8 protein-coding genes are annotated in these 13,168 nt (G+C 59.4%); 2 read left to right on the top strand and 6 right to left on the bottom strand.

The window, feature by feature from the left end; all coding sequences use genetic code 11:
- Positions 1–49: 49 nt before the first annotated feature.
- Both DLM45_RS13835 and DLM45_RS13830 read right to left on the bottom strand, forming a co-directional pair.
- Positions 50–3,208 carry an efflux RND transporter permease subunit gene (locus tag DLM45_RS13835; protein WP_181337660.1) on the bottom strand — a complete coding sequence of 1,053 codons (3,159 nt, stop codon included), beginning with the start codon at positions 3,206–3,208 and terminating at the stop codon, positions 50–52.
- Positions 3,205–4,341: an efflux RND transporter periplasmic adaptor subunit gene (locus DLM45_RS13830; protein ID WP_343062310.1), complete on the bottom strand. Its 1,137-nt coding sequence runs from the start codon at positions 4,339–4,341 to the stop codon at positions 3,205–3,207. The genes DLM45_RS13835 and DLM45_RS13830 overlap by 4 nt, the downstream gene beginning before the upstream one ends.
- Positions 4,342–5,254: 913 nt before the next feature.
- On the opposite strand from DLM45_RS13830, the gene DLM45_RS13825 reads away from it, so the two are divergent.
- Positions 5,255–6,340, top strand: a complete 1,086-nt coding sequence (locus tag DLM45_RS13825) for a paraquat-inducible protein A (RefSeq protein WP_181337658.1) — start codon at positions 5,255–5,257, stop codon at positions 6,338–6,340.
- Between the two features lie 74 nt (positions 6,341–6,414).
- On the opposite strand, the gene DLM45_RS13820 is transcribed toward DLM45_RS13825, so the two are convergent.
- The 4 genes from DLM45_RS13820 to DLM45_RS13805 form a co-directional block, all read right to left on the bottom strand.
- Positions 6,415–8,130, bottom strand: coding sequence for an MFS transporter (locus DLM45_RS13820; protein ID WP_181337657.1), 1,716 nt, complete (start codon positions 8,128–8,130; stop codon positions 6,415–6,417).
- 207 nt (positions 8,131–8,337) lie between these two features.
- Positions 8,338–8,955: a 30S ribosomal protein S4 gene (gene rpsD, locus DLM45_RS13815; RefSeq protein ID WP_181337656.1), complete on the bottom strand. Its 618-nt coding sequence runs from the start codon at positions 8,953–8,955 to the stop codon at positions 8,338–8,340.
- Positions 8,956–9,165: 210 nt separating this feature from the next.
- Positions 9,166–9,822: a hypothetical protein gene (locus DLM45_RS13810; RefSeq protein ID WP_181337655.1), complete on the bottom strand. Its 657-nt coding sequence runs from the start codon at positions 9,820–9,822 to the stop codon at positions 9,166–9,168.
- Positions 9,823–9,963: 141 nt separating this feature from the next.
- On the bottom strand, positions 9,964–11,250 hold the full coding sequence (locus tag DLM45_RS13805) for an RNA methyltransferase (RefSeq protein WP_343062309.1): 1,287 nt from the start codon (positions 11,248–11,250) through the stop codon (positions 9,964–9,966).
- A 253-nt stretch (positions 11,251–11,503) separates the two neighbouring features.
- Here DLM45_RS13805 and DLM45_RS13800 point away from each other — a divergent pair, with 253 nt between their 5' ends.
- A complete protein-coding gene (locus tag DLM45_RS13800; RefSeq protein WP_181337653.1) occupies positions 11,504–12,721 on the top strand; it encodes an NADP-dependent isocitrate dehydrogenase in 1,218 nt (405 codons plus the stop codon).
- The last annotated feature ends 447 nt before the right edge of the window (positions 12,722–13,168 follow it).

The following is a 13,168-nucleotide window of genomic DNA, read 5'->3' as shown; positions in this document are numbered from 1 at the left end:
TGCCTGTATCTTCGCGCGAGCATCTTCGCGCGTGTATCGTTGGCGCGCGTTAGCTTTGGAGCGGCGCAGGTGTGCTTGCCGCTGTCGGCTTGCCTTTCTTGCCGGCGCGCCATTCTTCGAACCGCTGCACGATCGCGAACAGCGACGGCACGAACAGAACCGCAAGAAGCGTCGACGCGATCATGCCGCTGAACACGGTGATGCCGATCGATTTCCGGGCCGAAGCACCAGCGCCCGTCGCCATCACGAGTGGCGCAACGCCCAGGATGAACGCGAACGACGTCATCAGGATCGGCCGGAACCGCGCGCGCGCCGCTTCTCTCGCCGCGTCGACGATAGCCTTACCCTCGGCACGGAGTTCACGCGCAACTTCGACAATCAGAATTGCGTTCTTCGCCGAAAGCGCAATCAGCAGCACCAGACCAATCTGCACATAAAGATTGTTGTCGATGCCGAGCCCCTTCATCACGGTGACTGGCCCAATGAGTGACAGCGGCACCGCGAGCAACACCGAGATCGGCGTGTACCAGCTCTCGTATTGTCCAGCGAGCACGAGATAAACGAGCAGCATCGCCAGGGCGAACACGAAGTAGATCTGCCCTCCGACAATCATCTCCTGATACGACAACGCCGTCCAAGACGAGCCAACACCCGGCGGCAACGTATGCGCTGCGGTCTGGTCGAGCAGGCTCATGGCATCGCCAGACGAAAAGCCCTTCGCTGGCATACCGACCACTGTTGCGGATGGATAAAGATTGTAGAGGCTGATTAGCGACGGACCGACGCTCGGCGTAATCGTCAGCACCGTGCCGAGCGGGATCATATCGCCGTTTTGGTTTCGCACCTTGAGCGTGAGGATGTCGTTAGGCGTCATGCGGAACTTCTCGTCGCCCTGCACATAAACCTGAAACACCCGGCCGAATTTGTTGAACTGATTGACGTAGGTCGAACCGAAATAGCTCGCGAGCGTCTGGAACACCTGATCCGTCGTCAGCAGAAGCGTCTGAATCTTTTCGCGATCGATCTCGATCCTGTATTGCGGAGCGGAAGCACGGAACGTCGTCGAGATGCGCTGAATGCCTGACTGCCCTTCCGCCGCGTCCACAAGCGAATGAGCGGAACTTCCAAGCTTACCAAGATCGAAACTTCCGTCGCGCAGCTCAACCTGAAGCGAGAAGCCGCCCGCGTTTCCAATGCCCTGTATCGGTGGCGGCGGAAGCACCATAACGGTGCCGTCCTCGATCACAGATAGCTTCTCGTTGAGCAGCTTATAGAGCGAGGCAAGATCTTGCCCCGGGCCACGCTCGCTCCAATCCTTGAGCATCACGTAGGCAACGCCCGCGTTCGCAAGCGATGAACTGTTGTCGAGCGGCGAGATGCCCGCAATCGTAATGACACGATCAACCCCGGGCACGTCTTTCGCGATCTCGTTGACCTTTTCAAGCGAGGCTTGCGTACGCCCCAGCGCCGCGCCGTCCGGCAACTGCACCGCTGCAAGCATATATCCCTGATCCTCGATCGGCAGGAATCCAGTCGCAACGCGCGTCATGCCATAGATCGAGCCACCGGCAATCGCGAGAGCTACCAGCGTCATCAGCACGCTCCGATGCACCATCCAGTCGATGAAACGGATGTACCCATTCTCGAGGCGCGCATAGACGGCGTTGAAGCCGCGAAAGAAAAAGTTGCGATCTTCAGGCGGCACGGGACGCCGTAGCCAGAGCGCACACTGCGTGGGCTTCAGCGTGGCCGCGTTGATTGCGCTGAGAAGCGCGGTGGCCGCGATGACGAGCGCGAACTGCGCATACATTTTTCCGGTCAATCCCGGCAGGAAGGCCGCCGGAAGGAAAACCGCCATCAGCACCAGAGTGATGCCGATAATCGGACCCATCAACGCGTTCATCGCGCTGATCGCAGCATCGTGGCCCGACATGCCCTTTTCAATATTATGCGCCGCACCTTCGACAACGACGATCGCGTCGTCCACCACGATGCCGATAGCAAGCACGATAGCGAACAGCGTCGACAGATTGACGGAGAAGCCCATCGCCGCCATGGCCGCAAACGCACCGATGATCGTGACGGGCACGGTCGTCGCGGGCACGAGCATGGCGCGCCAATCCTGCAGGAAGACCAGGATGACGATCAAAACCAGAAACGCCGCTTCAAATAGCGTTTTGTAGACTTCCCAAATCGCCTGATTGACGAAGATCGTCGTATCGAACGGAATGGTATAGACGACGCCTTCCGGAAACTCTTTCGAAAGAGCTTCCATTTTTTTCTTCACCAGATCCGCGACCGCAAGTGCGTTCGCTCCGGGCGTCTGGAAAATCGCAAGGCCCGCCGCGGGCTGTCCGTTCAGGCGGAACACCTGCCCATACGTCTGCGCACCGAGTTCGACGCGGCCGATGTCTTTGACGCGCGTGAGATCACCTGACGCGCCCGTCTTCACGACGACATTGCCGAACTGTTCCGGATCGTCGAAGCGGCTCGACACTTCCACCGTGTATTGGAACGATTGCGTGCTCGGCGCTGGCGGCATGCCGATCTGTCCGGCCGTCACCTGCTCGTTTTGCTGCTGCAGCGCCTGAATCACGTCCTGCGTATTCAGGTTGCGCGCCTGCATCTTTTCCGGATCGAGCCACACGCGCATCGCATACTGACCGGCACCGAAAACGTTGACGTTGCCGACGCCCGGAAGCCGCGCGATCTCATCCTTCAACCGAATTGACGCGTAGTTACTGAGATAGAGACTGTCGTACCGAGAATCCGGCGACGTCAGCGTCACGATCTCCAGAATAGACGTCGACTTTTTCTGTACGACGACGCCCTGAACCTGCACGGATTGCGGCAACCCGGCCATCGCCGCCGAAACGCGGTTCTGCACCAGCACCTGCGCTGCGTTGAGGTCCGTTCCGATGTCGAATGTCACCGTCAGCGAATAGCTGCCGTCCGCCGCGGCGAAGGACTGCATATAGAGCATCCGTTCGACGCCGTTCACCTGCTGCTCGATCGGCAGCGCGACGGTGTCGATGACGGTGCGCGCGCTCGCGCCCGGATACCGCGTCGTCACCTGAACCGTGGGCGGCACCACTTCAGGATACTGAGCGACGGGAAGCCCGTAGACCGAAACTGCTCCGATCACGACCATCAGGATCGCGATGACGTTGGCAAGGACTGGCCGTTCGATGAAGAATTTCGAGATCATGGCGCTTGGCCCGCCTCGTTTTCGTCAGCGGCAGAGATCGTCTTATCAACCGGATCGATCTTCTGTCCGGCAACCGTCGTCATCAGACCGGAAATGAGCACGCGGTCGTCGGGGTTAAGTCCCTTCTCGATAACGCGCAGATCTCCATGCTGCTGTCCCAGCTCGACCTTGCGCTGCTCGACAACATTGTCCTTGTTCACTACCAGCACATATCGGCCACTTTGATCGCTTCCCACGATGCGATCGGGAACCAGAAGCCGGTTGGGCTCCTCAGCACGCGGTACGCGAACGCGAACGAAATATCCCGGAAGCAGCGAATGGTCGTTGTTTTCGAGAATACCGCGAACCATCAGCGTTCCGGTTGATGCCGTGATCGTCGGAGCTGCGTAATCAAGCTTGCCGACGTGCGGATACCCGCTCTCGCTCTGCAGGCCGACTTCGATCGGAATTTTCTTCAAGTCCTCGCTGGTCAGGCCGCGGGCTTTCACAGCGGCCCGGATACTTTGCACGTCGTCTTCGCTGACGGCGAAGTTCACATAGATCGGATCGACCTGAACGATGGTCGCCAACGTGGTCGGACTACCCGCGCCGACGAGTTGCCCAATCGAAACCTGGCGCGAGGAAACGATGCCATCGAACGGCGCTTTCACCTCTGTATAGTCGAGATTGAGCTGTGCCTGCTGGATATCGACGTCGGATTGCTTCTGCTTCGCAACAGCCGCATCTTTCGCCGCCGTCGCCTGATCCAGCGTCGACTGGCTCGAATAATTCTTCGACGCAAGCTCCTTTTGGCGCTCGTAGTCCGCCTGCATCTGCTTGGTTGAAGCAGCAGCGCTCGATTGCCCCGCCTCCGCCTGCTCAAGAGCGAGCTGATACGGCTTCTGTTCAATCACGAACAGCACTTGCCCGGCTTTGACGGTATCGCCGTCCTGATATTTGATCGCTTGAACGAAGCCTTGCACGCGCGCCACTAGGGTCGTGCTGTTGATCGCCTGCGTGTTGCCCGTCCCAAAGAGATAGCGCGTAACCGTCTGCTTGAGGGGAACGGCAACCTCAACCTTGGCAGGCGGCGGCGCAACGAACGTGTTCTTTTCTTCGCACGCAGCGAGCCCCAGCGCCGAAGTGACGATCACCGGTAAAACGAAAACGGCTCGTCGCCGCCTTGGATGACAACCCAGCCTCGCGGCCTCCCAGCCAAACGCCTGCAAAAGTCGAGAGCCGCCGGTCATGCTATCCGCCGTTTTTTCTGAAAGATGGAATTCGATCAGTGTTATATGCGGCGCAGAGGTTATTTCATTCCAAAGAAATCGTACAGATACGCATCTCATGATGGATGCGGTCGCGCTCGCCCTTAACGCCGCCACAGGCGTTAATCTGCATAAGGACTAGAGGTTGTCGTTCCAACCTGGTCGGGCTATTCGCCGAAAGCTAACGGTACGCGCGATTACGCTCTTGCACCCGCGTCTCAGCGAAGGTTGTGCCGGCATTGGGATCGCCGCGGAACGCAAAGTGCTCTTCAGCCGGCGGATTCGTTTGGCCTCTTAATCCGCTGTAGAGCCCCCATCCCCGTCCGCCAGTCTTACGACCCGCATAAGGGCTGGCGACCGGCGCAGCGTCGCGTGCGGAGCCCGTACGGATCTGGTCTGGGTTGTACTGACGTGCATTCGGGGGAGCCGGAACAAAATCGCTTGAACATCCAGTCAAGAACGCGGAGGCGGCCAGCACCAACAGCCCCCATCCGGAAGCAGGCCCGCGCCAACGCAATATGTTCACTGAAGTAGCTCGCCCCATTCGCGCGCCGTAATCCTACTGGTCGAGCCGTCCAAAATTCTTCGGCAGATTGATAGGCATTTGCACACTCGGTATAGCCGACCTTGGGTTTTCTTGGGAAGCGGAGCAATAGCCGCGTTGCACAATTGATCGTTTAAACCTGCATTACGGGCACAGCCGGGCCAGTCTCCCCATTTCTGCCCAACATGGGTGTTGCATCAATGTGGCAGTGGACGAAAAGTATCCACCTGCGGGCTCTGATCGAGACGACCGCCCATGACCGTACGCGGCCGGCGCTTTTTCCTGTCTCTCACGATTTTGACCGCAAGCGTCTGCCTCGCGCTCGGCATCACCCTGCCGATCCTGAAGCTGACGACCTTCACGTTCTGGACGACGGAGCATTCGCTTCTGTCGACAGTCAACGTGCTCCTCCGGGACGGACAGACCTTTCTCGGCCTCGTCGTGCTCGTATTCTCGATCCTGCTGCCGATAACGAAGCTGCTCTATCTGCTTCTAGTTTCAACTCTGCCGCCGATTGAGATCGTGCGCCATCAGCGGCGGCTACGCGCGCTCGAATGGCTCGGCAAATGGTCGATGCACGACGTCCTGGTGCTGGCACTGACGATCTTTTTCATCAAAAGCCAGGGCGTTTACGACGCCGCGAGCCTCAACGGCGTCTATTTCTTCACTGCCGCCGTCATGCTGATGATCCTGGCCTATGCCTGGATCAGAACCGATGGCATGGCCGCCGCGCCCGAACTCGTACCCGTGCTCCCGGAACCCGATATCGGTTTGGAAGCGCGATCGAGCAAATGGCGCAACTTCGCGCTGAGTTTCCTGATCATCGTTGCCACGGTGTTCTTCGCGCTCGGCCTAATCCTGCCGACCATCCGCTTCACGACGGCATATGTCTGGACCAATGAGCACTCGATCCTGACGATCATGTACGCGCTCTTCGAGACGAACGAGTATTTCCTCTGCGCCGTTGTGTTCGCCGTGTCCGTTTTCTTTCCGTTCCTGAAGCTCTTCTATCTGCTGACACTGATCAGTTCGCATGACATGCCCGCCGAGTTCCGCAGCCGCTCGATCGCGACGATGGAATGGCTGGGCCGCTACTCGATGACGGATGTCATGGTGCTGGCGCTGATGATCTTTTACGTCAATTCGTCTGGCTATACCGAAGCCACGGTGCTGCCCGGCGTCTACTTCTTCGCCGCCTCCGCGCTAATGACGATCCTGGCTTATGGCTGGGCGAACGTCGACCGCCCGACAGTGCGGCAGCGGCGATCAGGAAGCGGGCCGGCGATATCGGGCGATCCGCGTGTCACCATCGCGCGTGAAAATGTGCGGCGCCACGCCTGACGAAAAAGGCCGCTATTCAAGCGGCCTTTTCCCGAACCTACATTCCACGCGCTTACACGGCGACATGTCGCTCGTCAGATCGTGTTGATGTCACGATCCTTGGTTTCCGGAATGAACAGGAAGCCGATGACAGCCGTCGCCGCGGCGACAACGATCGGATACCAGAGGCCGTAGTAGATATCGCCCGTCGCAGCGACCATGGCGAATGCCGTGGCGGGCAGAAGGCCTCCAAACCAGCCGTTGCCGATGTGATAGGGCAGCGACATCGACGTGTAGCGGATCTTGGTCGGGAACAGTTCGACCAGCGCCGCCGCGATCGGCCCGTACACCATGGTCACATAGAGCACCAGGATGAAGAGGATGCCGACAACCGTCGCCGCCTGACTGCGGAAGATGTCGAAAGGATGGGCCAGCTTCACGATGCCGGGATCATTCGCCCGCGGATAACCGGCTGCGTTGATCGCTTGCGAACCGACGGTGACCTTGTCCTTCGGATCACCGATGACCGTCTCGAGATCGGCGGCCGGAATTTCCTTATCGCCGATCACGACTTTCGCCGATTGACCGGCGGGACCTGCCTCAGTCGAGTATTTCACCGATGCCTTCGACAGCCAGTCGCGGGCCTTATCGCAATTGGTCGTGTACTTGCGCGTGCCGACCGGATTGAACAGAGAACCGCATTCGGCCGGATCGGCAACGACCTTCACCTGTACGGTTTCAATCGCATGCGCGAGCGCCGGGTTGGCCGTCTCAGTGAGAAGCTTGAAGAGCGGGAAGTAGGTCAGCGCCGCGATGAGGCAGCCTGCGAGGATGACCGGCTTGCGGCCGATCTTGTCCGACAGCCAGCCGAAGAACACGAAGAACAGCGTGCCGAACAGCAGTGACCAGGCAATCAGAAGGTTCGCCGAATAGCCGTCAACTTTGAGAATGCTCTGCAGGAAGAACAGTGCGTAGAACTGGCCGGTGTACCAGACAACGCCCTGACCAGCGACGAGGCCGAGCAGCGCGAGCAGCACATACTTGTTGTTCGGATAACGGAAGAAGCTTTCGGTCAGCGGCGCCTTGGAGCCCTTGCCCTCCTCCTTCATTTTCTTGAAGGCGGGCGATTCCGACAATGACAGACGAATCCAGACTGAGATCCCAAGCAGAAGAATCGAAACCAGGAACGGAATGCGCCAGCCCCATTCCATGAACGCGTCCTCGCCGACGATGGTGCGCACCGCGAGAATAACGATAAGCGAGAGGAACAACCCGAGAGTCGCGGTTGTCTGAATCCAGCTCGTATACATACCGCGCCGTCCGGCCGGAGCGTGCTCGGCGACATACGTCGCGGCGCCGCCATACTCGCCACCGAGCGCCAAGCCCTGCAGCAGACGCAGTCCAATCAGGATGATCGGAGCGGCAATGCCGATCGACGCCGCACTCGGCAGCAGGCCGACGACGAACGTCGACAGGCCCATGATCAGGATCGTTACGAGAAACGTATTTTTGCGGCCGACAAGATCACCGATGCGGCCGAAGATGATCGCGCCGAACGGGCGGACGATGAAGCCGGCCGCGAACGCCAGCAGCGCGAAGATATTGCGCGTCGATTCGTTGTAGATGAAGGCGCCGGACGGATCCTTCAGCGAGAAGAACTGCGCGGCGATGATGGTCGCTAGAGAGCCGTAGAGATAGAAGTCATACCATTCGAAGACCGTGCCGAGCGAGGATGCGAATATCACGCGGCGTTCCTCGCGCGACATGCCCCTCTTACGGTCTGACGAAGTTATCGGCTCTGCTTGCGTCATGCGTTCGCCCCCTTCAGCTTTCCGCTTTGTTATTCTCAGTTCTAAGCTGCGAAGCGAATGACTGTTGCAGATATTATATTCTGTTCTCGGTCGACGCGCCTTCCAGGACACAAAAAAGCCGGCGACGTGCACCGGCTTTTTAATTTTAGTTTGCGCATCGGCGTGGGCGGCGGGCTCCCACAGGGAGTCGCCGACGCCAAACAGAAACTAGCGCGAATAGAATTCGACGACGAGGTTCGGTTCCATCTGCACCGGATAGGGAATATCCGAGAGCGCGGGAATACGGGTCAGAGACACCGTCATCTTGTTGTGGTCGGCGTTGACGTAGTCCGGAACGTCGCGCTCGGCGCTCTTGATCGCTTCAAGAACGAGCGCAAGCTGCTTGGCCTTTTCCGAAACTTCAACGACGTCGCCGATGCGGATCCGATAGCTCGGGATCGTGACGCGGCGGCCGTTGACCGAAACGTGGCCGTGGCTGACGAACTGGCGAGCCGCGAAGACTGTCGGCACGAACTTGGCGCGATATACGAGGGCATCGAGACGGCGCTCGAGAAGGCCGACGAGCAGCTCAGAGGTCGAACCCTTGAGGCGTGCAGCTTCGTCGTAAATCGCGCGGAACTGGCGCTCGGAAACCGAGCCATAATAACCTTTGAGCTTCTGCTTGGCCTTGAGCTGCTGACCGAAGTCGGAAAGCTTGCCGGTGCGGCGCTCACCGTGTTGGCCAGGACGGCTCTCGCGACGGTTCAGCGGGCTCTTCGGACGGCCCCAGATGTTCTCGCCAAGACGGCGATCAATCTTATGCTTGGCGCGAATGCGCTTTGTCATCTTCTAGCACTCCAAGTTGAAAAGCCGTGCTGGCGCAATCGCTGGCACGGCGGTGGAGCGCCCCCTCCTTTGCCTCCGCTAAGAGGCTGACAGGCATGGACCTTCGACAGTCCCGCCCCGGGTGCGCGTAAAACCAAACGCGGGCCCAAAAGCCCGCGTTAACTGCCTGATACCGGTGTTGCCCTGCGGCGTCAACCCGTGAAAAGGCCGCTATTTCTTTTCGATAGCCGTCTCGCTGACGGAGGTCGAGCCCGTGGAGGCCGGGGCGCCCTGGTTTTGCCCCTGGCGCTGCGGCTGCTGCCCTTGCGGGGCTGCGGCGACTGCAGGAGCCGGACTTGCGGCCACATAAGCCGCAATCATCTCCTTAACCTTCTTTTTCTGCTCGTCGGTGCAAGTCTGCGCCGTCTCTTTCTTCTCGTCGATGACGACTTCCTTGTCGCCCTGCTTCTCGACCAGCTTGATCCGGCCCGTGAGCAGCATCAACGTCGTCAGATGCAGCTGGCTGATGTAAACCATCTGCTGCTGCGTCCATTTCTTTTTGGCATCCTCCCGGCGCATCAGCGCCCGGTGGTTCTGCACCTGATCGTCCCCAAGTTCGCAGATCTGAGCGTGTGCCGAGAGACGGCCAGCCTTGATCACTTCGCGCGCGACGTCGAGCGGCACGAGGACCTGATCCTTCTTCGTCTTGTCGATCATGATGACCGAGCCGTCAGGCTTGGAGAACTGCTGCGGCGTCAACGACCACGCATATTCCATGAACGATTTGACTGCATGCTCACTGAGATCCTGCGCGCCGGCGGGCGCGACAGACCAACCAAGCGTCAGCCCATACACAGCCGCTAACACTACCCCCGCCCTAATCTTCATCAACATCTCCAGTTGAGTCTCTGCGATTTCATCTCGTCTGAATGTCGTATTGTTCGGCTGTCGCGATCCAGACGACGGTCGCGTTGCATGTCGCCACTATGCCCATTCGATTGGCATCGCTCGGCCCAAAACTTGTCGAGATCAAGGCGTCTCATCCCCGCGCTTTCGGGCCTTTCCCTTGCCCTGTGAGAGAGTGGCAACTATGCCACGAAGCGTCCGCACTTCTTGATCGGTCGCGTTCAATCTCGTCAAAAGCGTGCGCAAATTCTGCGCCACAACCGTCTTGCGATGAGCCGGGTTGAAAAAGCCGTTGGCTTCCAGCTCGCGTTCTAAATGTTCAAATAGGCCAATCAGTTCCTGTTTCGTCGCCATCCGGTCACGACCAAGGTACAACCCCTCAGTGAGCGGTTTTTCGTAGGTCGTCACCCGGCCGAGGCTTCGTCCCTCGTCGCCCCGCATCCACTCGTAGCCGATAAGCAGCACCGCCTGTGCCAGATTCAGCGACGCGAAACGCGAATTAACCGGAATCATAATCAGTGCGTCGGCCATCGCGACTTCGCTGGTTTCGAGGCCATTCCGCTCTCGACCAAACAGCACCCCGCAGCGCTCGCCCCGCCCAATCCGCTTGCGCATCTCCGCCACCGCCTGCTGAGGCGTCATGACGGGCTTGCGAAGATCCCGCTGGCGCGCAGTCGTTGCCGCGATCCAGTTGAGGTCGGAAATACCCTCGTCGAGGCGAGCATATGCTCGAGCGTCGTCGATGACATAGTTGGCACCGGAGGCAGCAATCCGTGCCTTCTCGTTCGGCCAGCCATCGCGCGGATTGACGAGGCGGAGATCATCAAGCCCGAAGTTGGCGCACGCGCGCGCCACCATTCCGATGTTGTCGGCGAGCTGCGGCTCCATCAGAACCATGCTCGGCGTTTCGCCATCGCCCGCGACAGCCTCGCCCTGAATATGTGCGCGCCGAATTCCATGCCGAAGCTTGCGGATAACGCGGCGCGCCCAGAACCAGTAATTTTCTCCCGACCATTGCTTGACGAGCGTTTCGAGGCACGGCGTCGTAACCGTATCGGTACCTTCGCCTTTGAGCCGAACCCGGCCGTCGCCGACGATCACTTCCTTTTTCGACAGGATGAACTGATCGAGCGTCTCAATGCCCAGCGCCTCTGTGCGCCGCTTGCAGCCCGGACACGTCACGCGATCGTCGACGCACCTGAGGCTCGCGCAATACTGCAGAACGGGTTCCAGCGTGTCGCGCGTAAGTCCGGGAATGGCGAGCGAAGCGATGCCCTGGTCGATCGTCGCTGCATGACATTCGTGCACAATGGCGCCAACCGGCGTATCGCGCGGACCGATAACCGGCTCACGTTGGGGAGCGACGCGCACCGCCAGCGATACCTCGCGCTCGTCCGTGCCGGCATTCACCACAATCTCCATCGCTCCCAGGCAACCGGCATCGCAAGCCAACTGTTTGAATTAGTCTTATGCTAAGTCCTGCGCGGACTCCAAGTGCCCTAAACGCGATACGCCGCCAGCTTCAAATAGGGCGCACGTGCGGGGCTTGAATAAGCAGACGATCTGCAGCACGACTGCGTCCAAGGTACGCTTCATCCGCCGCCCGCTCGGCGTTACTGTCGGACGGATCCCATCACAGCTCCATCGTCCACGAGATCAATCCATGAACAAAGTCAAGGTTAAAGGCACCGTCGTAGAACTCGACGGCGACGAGATGACCCGCATCATCTGGAAGCTGATCAAGGACAAGCTGATCCACCCGTACCTCGACCTCAATCTCGAATACTACGATCTCGGCATCGAGAGCCGCGACAAGACAAACGACCAGATTACGATCGACGCTGCGAACGCCATCAAGAAACACGGCGTCGGCATCAAGTGCGCAACGATCACGCCGGACGAAGCACGCGTCAAAGAATTCGGCCTGAAGGAAATGTGGAGAAGTCCGAACGGCACGATCCGCAACATCCTCGGCGGCGTCATCTTCCGCGAACCCATCGTCTGCTACAACGTCCCGCGCCTGGTCCCCGGCTGGACCAAGCCCATCATCGTCGGCCGTCATGCCTACGGCGATCAGTATCGCGCCACGGATTTCCGTTTCCCCGGCAAGGGCAAACTCACGATCAAGTTCGTCGGCGAAGATGGCACGGTCATCGAGAAGGAAGTCTTCGACGCGCCCGGCAGCGGCGTCACGATGGCGATGTACAATCTCGACGATTCAATCCGCGAATTCGCGCGCGCCTCGCTGAACTACGGCCTCATGCGCAAATATCCGGTCTATCTCTCGACCAAGAACACGATCCTGAAGGCGTACGACGGCCGCTTCAAAGATATCTTCCAGGAAATCTACGAGGCCGAGTTCCTCGCTGAGTTCAAGAAGAACGGCATCACATACGAGCATCGCCTGATCGATGACATGGTGGCCAGCGCGCTCAAGTGGTCGGGCGGATACGTGTGGGCCTGCAAGAATTACGACGGCGACGTCCAGTCGGATACGGTCGCGCAGGGCTTCGGCTCACTCGGCCTGATGACCAGCGTTCTGATGACACCCGACGGCAAAACGGTCGAAGCCGAAGCCGCACACGGCACGGTCACGCGCCATTACCGCGAGCATCAGAAGGGCAAGGAAACATCGACCAACGCCATCGCTTCGATCTTCGCCTGGACCCGCGGCCTTGCTCATCGCGCTAAGCTCGACAACAACGATGAATTGAAGAAGTTCGCCGACACGCTGGAACGCGTCTGTATCGCGACCGTCGAGTCAGGCCTTATGACGAAAGACCTCGCCTTGCTGGTCGGGCCGGATCAAAAGTGGCTCTCGACGACGGGCTTCCTCGACGCGGTCGACGCGGGCCTGAAAACGGCTATGGCAAAAGCCTGACGCAGCAAAGCCCCGGCGCAAGTCTCTGTGTCGGCCGAACGGTCTAGTGTTGGCGGCTTTCGTCCGTGCCATAGTCGGCGCGTCGGAGGTCTGCCATGCTTCGTTTGCCGCTGTTGGCTTGCGTTCTAGCCCTCACATCCTTCCCCTGCTCAGCCGAGCCAGTTGCGCTCTGGACGTGTGCGCCTGTCTGGAGCTTCAGCGGCATGGGAAACAGGAGTTATACGGGCGGCGGCGAAAGCGAGGCCACGGCACACGCCGCAGCGCGCACTGCATGCATCAAAGCAAATCGCGCTCTCGAGCTTGATGATTTCTGCGTCGCCGATCCCAAAGACAGCGATTGGAAATGTTCGCAGCGAACACCTCAAGCAGCGACGCCACCATCTCCGAACGAATGATCGATGACTTCGGCAAGCGCAGGCCAACGCACCGCGCTGTGCCGCGTGGCTA

It is taken from the genome of Hyphomicrobium methylovorum (assembly GCF_013626205.1).
Lineage (GTDB): Bacteria > Pseudomonadota > Alphaproteobacteria > Rhizobiales > Hyphomicrobiaceae > Hyphomicrobium_B > Hyphomicrobium_B methylovorum.
This window is presented reverse-complemented; position numbering and strand designations above follow the sequence as displayed.